At 65.0% G+C, this 14,707-nt stretch carries 7 protein-coding genes and 1 pseudogene; 1 reads left to right on the top strand and 7 read right to left on the bottom strand.

What is annotated here, in order from left to right; all coding sequences use genetic code 11:
* Positions 1–133: 133 nt before the first annotated feature.
* From G3N64_RS34650 to G3N64_RS34620, 7 genes and pseudogenes are all read right to left on the bottom strand, one after another.
* A pseudogene (locus G3N64_RS34650) lies at positions 134–556 on the bottom strand (lytic transglycosylase domain-containing protein); the annotation flags it as partial.
* A 62-nt stretch (positions 557–618) separates the two neighbouring features.
* Positions 619–3,123: a type VI secretion system Vgr family protein gene (locus tag G3N64_RS34645; protein WP_205788178.1), complete on the bottom strand. Its 2,505-nt coding sequence runs from the start codon at positions 3,121–3,123 to the stop codon at positions 619–621.
* A 603-nt stretch (positions 3,124–3,726) separates the two neighbouring features.
* Complete coding sequence (locus G3N64_RS34640; protein ID WP_205788177.1) at positions 3,727–4,833, bottom strand: porin; 1,107 nt, start codon at positions 4,831–4,833, stop codon at positions 3,727–3,729.
* 63 nt (positions 4,834–4,896) lie between these two features.
* Positions 4,897–5,316 carry a DoxX family protein gene (locus tag G3N64_RS34635; protein ID WP_205788176.1) on the bottom strand — a complete coding sequence of 140 codons (420 nt, stop codon included), beginning with the start codon at positions 5,314–5,316 and terminating at the stop codon, positions 4,897–4,899.
* A gap of 185 nt (positions 5,317–5,501) precedes the next feature.
* Positions 5,502–6,779 (bottom strand): cytochrome c, encoded by a 1,278-nt coding sequence (locus G3N64_RS34630; protein WP_205788175.1) that lies wholly within the window; start codon positions 6,777–6,779, stop codon positions 5,502–5,504.
* A 2-nt stretch (positions 6,780–6,781) separates the two neighbouring features.
* The gene (locus G3N64_RS34625) at positions 6,782–8,401 is read right to left on the bottom strand and encodes a GMC family oxidoreductase (RefSeq protein WP_205788174.1); all 1,620 of its coding nucleotides are present in this window, start codon (positions 8,399–8,401) and stop codon (positions 6,782–6,784) included.
* Complete coding sequence (locus G3N64_RS34620) at positions 8,401–8,907, bottom strand: sugar dehydrogenase complex small subunit (RefSeq protein ID WP_027791852.1); 507 nt, start codon at positions 8,905–8,907, stop codon at positions 8,401–8,403. Before G3N64_RS34620 ends, G3N64_RS34625 begins: the two co-directional genes overlap by 1 nt.
* A gap of 304 nt (positions 8,908–9,211) precedes the next feature.
* Here G3N64_RS34620 and G3N64_RS34615 point away from each other — a divergent pair.
* On the top strand, positions 9,212–14,707 hold a 5,496-nt coding region (locus G3N64_RS34615), incomplete at its 3' end, for an MG2 domain-containing protein (protein ID WP_205788173.1).

Genomic DNA, 14,707 nt, shown 5'->3' with positions numbered 1-14,707 from the left:
AGTTCATCGGGGAACAGCTTCGGCGTCTTCGGGTTCTTGCTCTTCTTGGTCACGGTTGCATCGGTCATAGGACGTTATTTCCGTTATCGTCTCATGACCTCGGCACACTAAAAATCTGACAGGCTCGTTCCTTCGGTGCCGGTTTCGGCGGCAATTTCAGCTCATGCCGAACCAATACGAAGCCCGTCGAGTAGTGCGCCAGACCAAGGTTGTTCGGATACGTCGTCTCCTCGTATTTCGTGTTCAGCCTGTACGCAACGATCTTGCCGTCCGCAATTGCGCGTACACCGCTGTCCTGCTTCAACATCTCCGCACTGCCGTCGGCGAAGTGCACGCCCCCATGCCACATGCCGCTGACGCCTAGCGGATAAAAGCCGTTCTCACACTTCGCCAGCGCCTTGAAATACGTCATCGGATCGGTCGCGTCAGCCTTACCTATGGGCGTGAAGGGATACGCCCAGCTCAATGGTGTATCCGCCGGTTCGGCCGGCTTCGGTGCCGATTGCGGCGCGGTCGTTGGGTGATGTTTCTTTTTAGGCGCTGTCTTGTTGCTCATGATTCCCGACTCGGATTCGGTTTTCAGAATTTCTTATGTCGACACTATGCCGATGGCGCGATTCAACCGGAGAACAGCGTGAAACGCCCGCCATCGACCGATACCGGCGACGAATGCAGCGGGTTTTGCAACGTGCCGCTTGCCGCTCCTGCTTTCTCCCAATCTGCACACTTCTCCACAATCTGCCCCGACGTTGCGTTCTCGATCATGTTCGCCGTCAGTTTGATATACGAACCGTTCGCGCCGATCCAGATTTCATCGGCCGACAGGACCATCTTCTTGCCCGCCGTAATTTTCACATCCTGCGAGGCGGCCAAGCTCATCGAATCATTCTGCGCCTGTAGGTCTATCGGGCCGCTTGCCGCGTAGATCTTGACACCGAGCTTTTCCGCAAACAGGCTGATTTGCTCCAACACACTGGCGAGTAACGCCCGTCCGGCCGCAAGGTTGATGTCTTCCCCGGCGACCACGTTGGTTTGCTTGTTCGCCGTGATATGCGCCGATCCTTGCGTTGACGCGGCGATGCCTTCCGGACTCGACAGCAGCATGATTGGCTTCGCGAAACCGTTCGCATTGCCTGTGCCGCCGCCTGCCGTGCGGCCGCCCTTGGTCGTGCCCGCCACCGCGTGCTGCGTGGCGTCGGTGAAGGCTTTCAGCGCGTCTTGGCCGCTTTGCTGGCTTTGTGCCCGGTTCGTCTGGCTCGCCTTCGAAGTCGTTTCCAGCATCGCTTCGGCGCGGGTAAGCTGTTCGGATGCCGCCGTCGCACTCAGCGGTTGGGTCGCGGCGGGTTGCGTCGACACATAGAGCCCTTGTTCGGCGCGCACCGCACCGTAACCCAATGACTTGAGGTCGAAGCCCTGCCCGATGAACGCACCGCGCGTGTTGCTTGAATGCTGGATCAGATAGCCCAGGTGGAGGTGGGAGCTATAGCTTGTCGAGTACAAGTGCACACGGTTCTGCCCGCTGGCGTCGTCCATCATCAGTTGGTTGTAGCCTTCGCCGCCGTATTCGCGCGACAACAAGCCGGAGGTCAGCCCGTGCGTGTGCCATTCGGGCATGCTTTCGCCGCCGTGCATTCTGGACAGGATCACGGGACGATCGCAATCACCGTTGATGAAGCCGATCAAGACTTCGTCGTTCTTGCGCAGCGGAAACATGCCGCCGCGCTTGCGGCCCGCGTCGGGCATCGCCGCGCGTATCCACGCCGACACGTTCTGGTCGCCGTCATTGAGCCGATTGGACGTCAACCGCACCTTCGCGCGCAGCATCGCATCCGTATAAATCTCTTCGTCTTCCGGACCGCCGATGATGCCGGTCTGAATCTGCATGATCGGTTTCTTGTGCTCGAACGGACTACGAAACGCGACGCGGCGCCGTTGCGCTTCGATTTCGACGTGGAAGAATCCAACGCCGCCGTCGTCATGGCGCACGGACGAACCCGCACCGCTCGCGCGCGCTTGCTCGACTTCAGCGCGCAGGCTCCTGCGAAAACGCATCAGGTTCTCGAGTCCCGGCACGTTATTCTGGATGAGCCAGTTCACCGAGAGAATCGCCATTTCGCGATCCTGATCCGGTTGTGCGTCATGCACCGGGTGCCCGGTCAGCACCCCATAGCGGCCAGGCCATGCGCAACGCAATGCGCCCACACCGTAGAAGCGTTGCGCGCGTGAGCGCCATTCCTCGGTGACAACGTTTGCCTGAGCCTCGCCCATGTCGCGATCGGACCACGTATGCGACCCAGTGTATTCGTACTGCTCACCCAGCCCCGGTACATCGTCAAGATCGAACGCAGGCATCGTGACGTGCTTCGAAAGATCCGGGCGCTTGTAGTCGAACGTGCCTGTGTCGAGTTCGGCCGACTGAATTTCCTGCGAATCGATCCACTCGCTCAGGCCATCGAATTCTTCGTTCTGCACCGAGCGGCTGAACAAAATGGTTTTTTGCTTCAACTCGGGAACCGAGAAAAGATCGTCCATGATGACGACCTTGTGCGACTTGCCGTCCTGCGCGATATCGAAACGCGGAAAAAGGCCGAGTTCTTCGAATGTGCGGTGGACATAGTTCCAGTCGGATTCCCATTGCATCCGGTAAGAATAGGAACGCAGTCCTCGGCTCAGTTGCCACGTAAAGTTACCGGCTGCTTGTGTGTACTTGCCGAGCACGTCGGACACGGTTTGCTGCGCGAGGGTTTCGATCCAGTCGCGCCGGTCACTCCCGAGCCGCAGTAGCGCGAGGAACGAATTGAAGCGGAGTTGATAGTATGTATTGGCTCCGTCCCCGCCCAAGCGACTGAACGCAGTCACATAACCGTGAATCGGCATTTCACTGCCGTCCGTTTGCCGAATCCACAGCGTCACGGATTGCCGGATCAGCGCCTTCGCCTGAATCGTTTCGAGTCGCGTCGACGTTGCATCGATGGTGAATTCGAAGTCTCGCCCAAGGCACGCGCGCCCCCGGACATAGAGCGGAACCAACCCGTCTTCGCCAAGCGGCGTATCGAGGCGGACAATGCGTCCGTGTTGCACGTATTGCGTGCGCAGCGCCTTGTTCAGGAGATCGGAAACCATCAGGCTACCCCGTACCGTGTAGTAACAAAAACGGCCGCCGGGCAGCGCCGGGCGGCAGATTGGTATCTCTTCGCAATAGGAAACGGCCCAGAATTTTTTCTGGCCCCTACAGAGGCCTACGGCATAGACACGATTCAAACCACATCTGACCGAACCGGAATTCATCATATCAAAACGAACTCGGATGTAGCTTACGTCATGCTTTCGCGTAAATCGATGCCGTCAGGCGGTACCGGCACGCAGCCCGTGGGGCCACGGCATTCGCTAACGACAGCGCCCACCGTAGCTCGGGCCAGCCAGATAGCGATAAATCGAATAACCGCCGTTTACCTCGAAGCCTCCAGTCCATAAACGTCAGAAACCGTGAATCCATCGAGCGCGAACTCCCCGCAACGCAATGCTCGCGCAAGCCATGCGCCCTCTGCGGGCCAATGGATAGTCGAGCAACGTGCGGTTGGGTACGTGAGAAATGCCGCGTCCGATACGATGCCTCGATTCCACCGCCCGAGATCGGCATGCTTGCCGCAACGCTTCGCACCGCTGTAAACGCAACAGGCACGGGTTCGATCACCCGTGCCTGTTGCGTATCTGGCGTGCCTACCCTCAGAACGTATGCATCATCCCCACATACGCCCCCGTCTGCGACTCGCCCGTCATCGGACTCGTCCCAGACGTCGCATCCCGTGGCGACGCGATCAGCGAGAAGTTCGAATTCCCGCCATTCCGCACATACGCAACCGTCCCATACAGGAACGTACGTTTCGACAGGTTGTACGTGGTGCCGAGCACGTACATCATCGCGTGGCCCGACGGGTCGTGCGACGCATCGCCGCCGCCATCGCCCACCTTCACGTAGTAACCGCCGCCCGTCACGGCCCATTGCGGCGTCGCGGTGTAGGTCGCGCCGAGCCAGTAGTGATCGGCGCGATCGGCCACACCGGCCGGGCTGTCCGGCGCCTGGTAGTGCGTATATGCGCCCTGGATCTTGAACTTCGACACCTTCACGTTCGCACCGACGAAATACTCGCGCGACGCGGTGAAGATGTTGCTGAACTTGCCGTTGCTGTCGCGCAGTTCGTCGTAGATGCCGCGCACGTCGAGCAACGGCGAGTGGTACGAGATCATGATCCCGTCCGAGCGGCCGAAATCATCGGCCGCGCCATAGTTGAAGCCGCGCGACTGATTGCCGAACGCGTATTGCGCCTGCACGTCGAAGCCGCCGATCACCGGGCTGTGATACTCGATGTTGTTGCTGGTCTGCTGCCAATTGCGGCCGCGCACGAGCGAGGCCGACGAAAACGCCTGCTGCACGAACGGGTCGAATTCCCACACGCCGTCGCTGTCGATGAACAGGTTGCGGCCGGCCTGCAGCTGGCCCCACGTGTTGCTCTTCAGCCCGACGTACGCGCGCCGCGACCACATGCGGCCGCCGCCCGTCTGGCCGTTCATCACCTGGAACGCGGTTTCCAGGTTGAAGACCGTCGACAGCCCGCCGCCGAGATCCTCGATGCCCTTCAGCCCGAACATGCTGGTACCCCAGTCGCCGCTTTCGGCGCTCCAGCGGGTCGCGCTGCCGCCGTTCGGCTTCGCGATGTGGTTCAGGTATTCGACACCGCCGTCGATACGGCCGTACAGCGTCACGCTCGTCTGTGCAAAAGCGGCCGCCGGTGTGGCGGCCACGATCAGCCATGCGAAATGTTTGAGTCGCAAAATGATGCCCCCTCGGAGTCTCGACCTTCCAGCGCGCGCCCCATGCGCACGCCCAGGGTCTGTTTATCCGCGATCGACGGAAAAACGCCCGGGGCCCGCCGCGCAGAGCGCGAGCAGGCCGCCGGCGATCGCGATGTTCTTGTAGAAATGAATCATGTTGTTGATCTGTTCGCCGCCCGTCATCGTCCAGTAGTGATGGCCGATGATGCCGGTGCCGATCGTATAGAGCGCGAGCAGCAGTGCGAGCGCGCGCGTCTGGAAGCCGACCAGGATCGCGATCCCGACGAACAGCTCCATCACGACCGAAATCGCGGCGGAAATGATCGGCGCGGGCGCGCCTTCCGAACCCATGAACGCGATGGTACCGGGGAAGTCGACGATCTTCTTCCAGCCGAACATCACGAACAGGATCACGAGCAGGATCCGGGCAAGCAGCAGCAGCACATCGCGCTGAGACGCGAGAAACGGTTGATTCGGTGTCATGGTGTCGATCAACGAAAGCGATGCGCATGGCGGAACCCCGCCCGGCGCACCGGATTGCGAATGAACCAGGACGGGCGGCCGCCTGCGCCGCCCGCCCCGCTCTGCAACAACCGGCATCGGGCAACAACCCGATGTGCTGTGCTCCTCCTCTTGTCAGTTATCGCCCTGCTTCGTCGCGCGCCGCATCAGCGCAGCTTCGCGACGTCCTGCTCGGTCACCTTCGCGGCCGGATTGCCGAACTGCCCGGTCAGGTAGTTCGTCAGCGCGGCGATCTGCGCATCCGACAGCTCGTGGCGGAACGCCGGCATCCCGACGTCCTCGTTGCCGGCCTTGCGCTGCACGCCGTTCAGGATCACCTGCACGAGGTTGGTCGGATTCGGCGCGCCGACCGCCGAGTTGTGGAACAGCGGCGGGTAATAGCCGTCCGGCGTGCCCTTGCCCTGCATCTGGTGGCAAGTCGCGCAGTTGCCGAGGTACAGCCGTGCCGGATCGATGCCCGACGACGCGAGCGCGACGCCGCGCAGCTTCAGCCCGTCCTCGGACGGCTTGCCCCACGACGAGCGCGACTGCTTCGCATCGCCGCTGGCGACTGCCGGCACCGTGCGAATGTACGTCGAGATCGCGCCGATGTCGGCTTCCGTCATCTTCGAGAAGCTGTGCTCGATCGCTTCAGCCATCGGGCCGGCCGCCTGTGCGAGACCCGGCACGCTGCCGGTGCGCAGGTACTGGACGAGTTGCTGCTGCGTCCAGCTGCCGATCCCCGCGTTGGCGTCGGACGTGATGTTGTAGCCGTCCCAGCCCGCGAGCACCGAACCCGACAGGAAGCTGCCGCCCGTCTCGTCGAGCGACTTCTCCTGCATCGCAATGCCGCGCGGCGTATGGCACGTGCTGCAGTGAGCGAGACCCTGGACCAGATACGCGCCGCGGTTCCACTCGGCGCTCTGCGCCGGCTTCGGCTCGTACGCGCCGTCCTTCAGGAACAGCCAGTTCCAGATCTTCAGCGGCCAGCGCATGCTCAGCAGCGCCGGGATCTCGTTCTTCTGCGGCGCCTGCTTGACCGGCTCGACGCCATGCATGAAGTACGCATACAGCGCCTTCACGTCGTCGTCGTTGATCTTCGCGTACGACACGTACGGCATCGCCGGATACAGGTTGTCGCCGTTCTTCGACACCCCGTGGCGCACCGCGCGCTCGAAGTCCTCGGCCGACCAGTTGCCGATGCCCGTCTCGGGATCGGGCGTGATGTTGCTCGTGTAGATCGTGCCGAGCATCGGGATCGGCATGCCGAGACCGCCCGCGAACGGCTTGCCGCCCTTCGCGGTGTGGCAGGCCATGCAGTCGCCCGCGACCGCGAGATATTCGCCGCGCTTGACCAGTGCCGGATCGGCCGCGTCGGCTGCGCGTGCGAGGCCCGGCAGCGCGAGGCAGCCGGCGAGGAGGAAGGTGAGAGTAGATTTCCGCACGGTCAGACTTCCTTCTTCAGCGTGTCCGACATCCGCAGCGCAAGCGCCGCGATCGTCAGCGTCACGTTCACCGTACCGACGGTCGGCATCGTCGAGCTGCTCGAGATGAACAGGTTCGGATGGTCGAACGTACGGCAGTCCTTGTCGACGACCGAGTCGCGCGCATCCGCGCCCATGATCGTCGCGCCCGTGATGTGGTTGTTCGGCGCGAACTCGTCGTTGAAGACGACTTCGGTACCACCCAGCACCTTCGCGGCCGTCGCGTAGACCTCGCGCGTGTGCACGGCGCCGCGCTTCACGTAGTCGTCGATCGCATACGTGATCTCGGGGCGCGGGATGCCGATCGCGTCGGTGGCCGTCTTGCTCGGCACGATGCGGTTCTCGGGTTGCGGCAGGATTTCGTGGAAGCAGTCGAACTGCACGTAGCGCGCGGAACGGTCGCGGATTTGCGCGTCGAGCTCCTCGGGCTTCATCAGCTTGCCGCTCTTGAAGATCTTCTGCGTTTCCTGGTTGATGCGCGACATGTTCGACAGGTGGATCTTCTTCGCGGCTTCGGTCGCACGGAACGGGCCGTCGCGGAAACCGATCAGCGACGTCATCTCCTGCGGACCGCGGCCTGGCCACAGCTTCTCGTTCGCGTAGAACGACACGCCGGTGCCCGGGTGGTCCATCAGGTTGCGCCCGACCATGTCCGAGCTGTTCGCGACGCCGTTCGGGAAATCGCGGTTCGCGGACATCAGCAGGATCTTCGGCGTCTCGATGCCGTTCGCGGCGATCACGAAGTACTTGCCTTCGACGCGGTGGTCGGCGCCCGTCTTGTCCTTGTAGACCGCGGCGGTGATGCGCTTGTCCGGCCCGGTCTCGAGCTTGTAGACGACCGCGCTGTCGATCAGCTTCGCGCCGGCCTGCTCGGCCTTCTCGACGTGCACGATGCCGTTGTACATCGCGCCGATCGGGCAGATCGGCATGCAGTTGTTGTTCCCGCAACAGGTCGGCCGGCCGTCGTACGGGCGGCTGTTGCGCGCGACCGGCTCGGTTACCACGTGGAACTTCGGGTCATAGCCGTTGAGCGCGTGCTTGATCGTCTGCTCGTTGAACGACAACGGCAGCGGCGGCATCGGATACGGCTCCTTGCGCGGCGAGTACAGGTCTTCCTCGGGGCCCGGGCCCCACACGCCGAGTTCCTCTTCGGCGCGCTGGTAGTAATGCTCGATGTCGTCGTACTGGATCGGCCAGTCGCGGCCGACGCCGTACACGGTCTTCATCTTGAAGTCGTTCGGGATGAAGCGCCACGCCGACGCGGCCCAGTGCCACGTCGTGCCGCCCACCGCGCGAATGTACTGCGAGTTGAACTTGTGCTCGCCCTTCAGGACCAGGTAGTCGTTCGGCGGGCCGTATTCAGGATGCGGCGCCCACGCGCTCGACGGGTACGGCGCCATGAAATCGGTCTTGTCGACCTGGTTGCGGAAGCGCTCGACGATTTCCCAGCGCGGCATGCGCGGGCCGGCTTCCAGCAGGATCACGGACTTGCCCGCCATCGCGAGCTGGTGTGCGACGATCGCGCCTGCGACACCCGACCCGACGACGACGACGTCGGCCTTTTGCGTATCGGTATCGGCCATCAGGCTTGCCTCTCGATCGGTTTGTCGGCCCAGAAGCCGGGTTTGTTGGGGCAATACGACGGGATCACGAGCGTATCGGATACGACGCTGAACATTAATGCTTCTTCGTAGGTAATCACGACGTTGTCGACGATGCCGAGATACCACGCTTCAAGAATCTTGAGCGCGAGTGTTTCCTGGTCGGGATTCAGCGAACCGGACGCGAGTGCGCCGGCGAGTTGCGGCAGGCTGTCGGCCGTCTTGAACGAGCCCTTCTGCAAGGCCTGCAGGAAACGCTGGCCGAGCACGCGGCTCAGCCCCTTCTTGCCTGTCAATGCTTCGGAGAGCGTCATGAACGTATCGAGCGGCGCGGTGCCGGGATCGTCGGCCAGGGCCCGCAACGCCAGCGAGCCCGTGAGGCCCGCCGCCGTCAGCGCCAGTGCGCCCTGCAGCCATTGACGCCGAGTGATGCCTGTTACGGCTGCGTCGCCAGTGCGACGCGAGTGGGGAGTGTTGTCGTTGTGCATGTTTCTTCTCTCGAACACCGGATTCGGGAAAACCACGCTTGATATTTCTCAAACATTGGCGCGGCCCTGAAATGTACGCGCACAAATCGGATCGGACAATCTTTTTATAGTCCATTAAATGTTCCGCAATCCGAGACAATCGACATTTCGCTGCATTTTTGTGTCGTCGGCGCGACAAATCGGCGGCACGCACGCCGGTGTCGCACGCCGGCGACATACCTATGAGGCGCAATGCGCGCGCATGTCGGTCGGTTAGAATCGCGTGCAATCAAACAGAAAGCTTCCCTCCGAGGGCGATCGAGCGATGAAGCAGCACGACAAACAGAACAAAGCGAAACGAACCGACCACACCATCCGGCTGCTCTGGCGCATCGGCGCCGTCGCGGCGCTCGGCGGCGCCACCGCGCTGTCGCTGCATGCAGGCGCGGCGCGCACGGTGAGCGTATCGCCGCAAGGCACCGTCACCGAAGTCCGGCAAACGGTCGTCAAGTTCGACGAACCGATGGTCGCGTTCGGCTCGGCCTCCGCGCCGAATCCCGCGCGCGTCACCTGCAACGATTCGACCGCCGCACGCGGCCAGGGTCACTGGCTCGACGACAAGACCTGGGTTTACGATTTCGAAAGCGACCTGCCGCCCGGCGTGCGCTGCTCGGTCGCGCTCAACGACACGTTGCGCTCGGTCGCCGGCAATGCGGCCAGCGGCCCGCGCCGCTTCACGTTCCAGACGGGCGGCCCGTTCCCGGTGAACGTCCGCCCCGGCTCGCGCGAGATCGAGGAACGGCAGATGTTCGTGCTGAAGCTGAACGGCCCGGCCGAACCGCGTTCGGCGCTCGCGAACATCTGGTGCGAAGCGGCCGGCATCGGCAACCGCATTCCCGTCACGGCCGCCGACGACGATGCGCGCAACGCGCTGCTCGATCACTTCGGGCTGAAGAAGGATGCCGCGCGCGTGCTGACGCTGTCGTGCGCGCAGGCGCTGCCGGCGAGCGCAAAGATGCAGCTCGTATACGGCAAGGGCGTCACGAGCCCGAGCGGGATCCCGAACGAAACGGAACGGCGCTTCGATTTCACCGTGCGCGCACCGTTCGCCGCGAGCTTCTCGTGCGAACGCGAGAACGCGAAGGCGCCCTGCACGCCGCTGCGCCCGCTCACGCTGTCGTTCAACGCACCGATCTCGCGCAAGAACGCCGAGGCGATCAAGGTGCGCGGCCCCGACGGTTCGCTGTCGCCGACCTTCGCGGCCGACGACAAGAGCGAGGAAGTCACGACCGTCACGTTCAACCCGCCGCTGCCCGAACAGGCCGCCCTGACGATCGAATTGCCGTCGGGCCTGCGCGACGTGACCGACCGCTCGCTGTCCAACGCCGACCTGTTCCCGCTCGCGACGCGCACCGCGCCGATGCCGCCGCTCGCGAAATTCTCGTCCGGCACCTTCGGGATCGTCGAGCGCTTCGCCGAACCCGATTCGCCCGCGCTCGTGCCCGTCACGCTGCGCAACGTCGAGGCCGACCTGCATATCGACGGCCTCAACACCCAGGGCGCGCAGTTCTCGAACCTGAAGGTCGACGACGACACGGCAATCCGCCAGTGGATGCGCACGGTCGACCGCTTCGACAACTGGTCGATGACGGCCGGCTCGATCGACAGCCAGATTCCCGGCCTGCTCGAACGCAAGGGCCAGCATCCCGTCTACGTGCCGCGCGAAGCCGGCGAGAAGGCGCCCGCGCCGAAGGATCGCCGCATCGACGTGCGCTCGCTGACGCTGCTCAAGGGCCAGCCCGGCGTGCAGGCGCTGACGCTGCCGAAGGCGGACCCGAAGGCGCTGCGCCCGTTCGAAGTCGTCGGCGTGCCGATCGACAAGCCCGGCTTCTACGTGCTCGAACTCGCGTCGCCCGCGCTCGGCCGCTCGCTGCTCGCGAAGCCGTCGAGCATGTACGTGCGCACCACGGTGCTCGTCACCAACCTCGGCGTGCACCTGAAACAGGGCCGCGAAAACAACCTCGTGTGGGTCACGACGCTCGACAAGGGCAAGCCCGTGCCGAACGCGCAGATCCGCGTGTCGGACTGCAACGGCGACGAGATCGCATCCGGCAAGACCGATGCGCAGGGCCTGCTGAAGATCGACGGCGCGTTCGAATCGAAGCGCGCATGCAGTTCGTCCGACTCGGAACAACGCTTCGCCGACTACTTCGTGTCGGCCCGCGTGAACGATCCGAAGACGGGCCCGGACATGGCATTCGTCAGCTCGGGCTGGAACCGCGGGATCGAATCGTGGCGCTTCAACGTGCCGACCGACACCGACAGCGCGCGGACCGTGCGCGCGCATACGGTATTCGACCGCACGCTGCTGCGCGCGGGCGAAACCGTGTCGATGAAGCATTTCATCCGTGCCGAAACGCTGCAGAGCCTCGCGTTCCCGTCGCAATACCCGACGCGCGTGACGATCCGCCATCTCGGCACGGGCCAGACCTACAAGCTGCCGCTCACGTGGGCGGCCGACCACAGCGCGGACACGCAGTTCACGCTGCCGGCCGCCGCGAAGCTCGGCGAATACAGCGTCGAGCTCGAAGGCGGCCCGGAGGACGCGCCGACCGCCACCTATTACAGCGGCAGCTTCCGCGTCGAGGCGTTCCGCCTGCCCGTGCTGAAGGGATCGATCGGCGCGCGCGACGCGCAGAAGAGCCCGCTCGTCGCGGCGAAGGAAGCGCCGCTCGCGGTGCAGATCGACTACGTGTCGGGCGGCGGCGCATCGAACCTGCCCGTGCAGGTGTCGGCGCTGATGAAGTGGGCCTCGCCGCCGTTCGCCGATCGCTTCGAGGACTTCAGCTTCACGCCGTACCGCCCCGACAGGAGCGACGGCAATGCCGACGACGATTCGCAGGACGGCGACAACGCATCGGCGTCGAACAACGATCCCGACGCAACGAAGCTGATCGCCGACAAGCTGCCGCTGACGCTCGACCGCAACGGCGCGGGCTCGGTCACGCTGAAGGGCCTGCCCGACGTCGACGCGCCGAAGCGCATCGCACTCGAAGCGACGTTCGCCGACCCGAACGGCGAAGTGCAGACGATCCGCGGCGACACGATCCTGTGGCCGGCCGCGGTGGTGGCCGGCATCAAGGCGGGCCGCTGGGTCTCGGTCGGCCAGCGCGTGCCCGTGCAGGCGCTCGCGGTCGACCTGCAAGGCAAGCCGCGCGCGTCCGTGCCGATCGAGATCAAGGGCGTCGCACGCATCACGACGTCGTCGCGCAAGCGGATGGTCGGCGGCTTCTATGCGTACGACAACAAGAGCGACACGCGCGACCTCGGCGTACTGTGCTCGGGCAAGACCGACGACAAGGGCCGCATGGCCTGCGACGCGACGCTCGAACAGGCCGGCAACGTGCAGCTGATCGCGGTGGCCAAGGACGGCGACGGCCGCACGTCGAACGCCTCGACATCGGTGTGGGTCACGCGTGAGGACGAGCTCTGGTTCGGCGGCGACAACACCGACCGGATCGACGTGATCCCGGAGAAAACGGCTTACGAACCGGGCGAAACCGCCCGCTTCCAGGTGCGCATGCCGTTCCGCTACGCGACCGCGCTGGTCGCGGTCGAGCGCGGCGGCGTGATGGAAACGCACATTGTCGAGCTGAACGGCAAGAACCCGACGGTGGACCTGAAGGTCGGCGAATCGTGGGGGCCGAACGTCTACGTGTCGGTGCTCGCGCTGCGCGGCCGGATTCGCGAAGTGCCGTGGTACTCGTTCTTCACGTGGGGCTGGAAGGCACCGGTCGAATGGGCGCGCGCATTCTGGCGCGAGGGCCGTCACTATGAAGCGCCGACCGCGTTCGTCGACCTGTCGAAACCCGCGTTCCGCTACGGGCTCGGCGAGATCAAGGTCGGCACGGGCGTGCACCGCCTGGGTGTGACCGTGACGACCGACGCGACCCGCTATACGGTGCGCAGCAAGGCGCAGGCGCACGTGAAGGTCACGCTGCCGAACGGCCAGCCCGCGCCGGCCGGCACGCAGATCGCGATCGCGGCCGTCGACGAGGCGCTGCTCGAACTGATGCCGAACAACAGCTGGGACCTGCTCGACGCGATGCTGCGGCGGCGTGCATACGGCGTCGAGACGGCCACCGCGCAGATGGAAATCGTGGGCCGCCGCCACTTCGGCCGCAAGGCCGTGCCGGCCGGCGGCGGTGGCGGCAGCGCGCCGACGCGCGAGCTGTTCGACACGCTGCTGCTGTGGAATCCGCGCGTGACGCTGGATGCAAACGGCAGCGCGACCGTCGAGGTGCCGCTGAACGACGCGCTCACGCGCTTCCGGATCGTCGCGATCGCGGCGGTCGGCCCCGACCGCTTCGGCACCGGCAGCACGTCGATCCGCAGCACCCAGGATCTGCAGCTGATCTCCGGCCTGCCGCCGCTCGTGCGCGAAGGCGACGCGTTCCGCGCGCAGGTCACGCTGCGCAACACGACCGACCGCGCGATGCAGGTCGTCGTGACGCCGCACGTGACGGGCGTCGAAGTCGCGCCGCAGACCGTGTCGCTCGCGGCCAATACGGCAACCGAAGTCGCGTGGACGATCACCGTGCCCGAGCAGGCGCTCGACGCGGCCGGCGCGCTGAACTGGCGCATCGACGCGGCCGAGCAAGGCGGCAAGCGCGCATCCGACGCGCTGGCGGTCGCGCAGAAGGTCGTGCCCGCGTTGCCGGTCACGGTACAGCAGGCGACGCTCGCGCAAGTCGACGGCACGCTGACGGTGCCGGTGGCCTCCCCGGCCGGCGCTGCGAACAACGCGCAAGGCCTGCCGCGCGGCGGGATCGCCGTGTCGCTGCAGTCGAAGCTTGCCGACGGCCTGCCCGGCGTGAAGCGCTGGTTCGAGCGCTATCCGTACCGCTGCCTCGAACAGCAGACGTCGCGCGCGATCGGCCTGCGCGACCCCGCGCAATGGCAGGCGCTGATCGCACGCATGCCCGTCTATCTCGACAGCGACGGGCTCGCGAGTTACTTCCCGCCGTCGTCCGACGATTCGCACGCCGGCAGCGCGACGCTGTCGTCGTACCTGCTCGTGGTGTCCGACGAGGCGAGCCGTCTCGACCCGCGCTTCGCACTGCCGGAAGACCTGCGCACGCAGCTCGAAGCCGGGCTCGCGCGCTTCGTCGACGGCCGCCTCGAGCGCAACACGTGGGCGCCGCGCCAGGACCGCGACCTGCGCAAGCTCGCGGCGATCGAGGCGCTGTCGCGCTACGGCGCCGCGCAGGGCCGCATGCTCGGCTCGATCGAGATCGCGCCGAACCAGTGGCCGACGTCGGCAGTGATCGACTATCACGCGATCCTGACGCGCGTGAAGGACATCCCGCAACGCGACGAGAAACGCGCACAGGTCGAACAGATCCTGCGCGCGCGCCTCACGTACCAGGGCACGCAGCTCGTGTTCTCGACCGCACGCGACGACGACCTGTGGTGGCTGATGACCAGCAACGAGACCAACGCCGCACGTCTCGCGCTGGAATTCGCGGGCGACCCGGCGTGGAAGGACGAGATGCCGCGCGTGACGGCCGGCCTGCTCGCACTGCAGCACCAGGGCGCATGGCAGACCACGACGTCGAACGCGCTCGGCCTGCTCGCGGTCGAGCGCTTCTCGCGCACCTACGAGAGCACGCCGGTTGCCGGCGCGACGAAGGTCGCGCTCGGCGGCGACGCGCGCACGATCTCGTGGTCGCAGGCGCCGGTACCCGCACCTGCCGACACGCCCGCGTCGGCTACCCCGGCCACCCGCGCCGCCGCGGCCCGCAGCGTGGTGCTGCCGTGG

Origin of the sequence: Burkholderia sp. Ac-20344 (assembly GCF_017104975.1) — a bacterium.
Lineage (GTDB): Bacteria > Pseudomonadota > Gammaproteobacteria > Burkholderiales > Burkholderiaceae > Burkholderia.
The sequence above is the reverse complement of the archived record's forward strand: the minus strand, read 5'-3'. Positions and strand labels throughout refer to the sequence as shown.

Excerpts from the sequence above, each read along its gene's own strand:
- G3N64_RS34620 (WP_027791852.1), bottom strand. The coding sequence starts at position 8,907 with ATGCACAACGACAACACTCCCCACTCGCGTCGCACTGGCGACGCAGCC.
- G3N64_RS34645 (WP_205788178.1), bottom strand. The coding sequence starts at position 3,123 with ATGGTTTCCGATCTCCTGAACAAGGCGCTGCGCACGCAATACGTGCAA.
- G3N64_RS34625 (WP_205788174.1), bottom strand. The coding sequence starts at position 8,401 with ATGGCCGATACCGATACGCAAAAGGCCGACGTCGTCGTCGTCGGGTCG.
- G3N64_RS34635 (WP_205788176.1), bottom strand. The coding sequence starts at position 5,316 with ATGACACCGAATCAACCGTTTCTCGCGTCTCAGCGCGATGTGCTGCTG.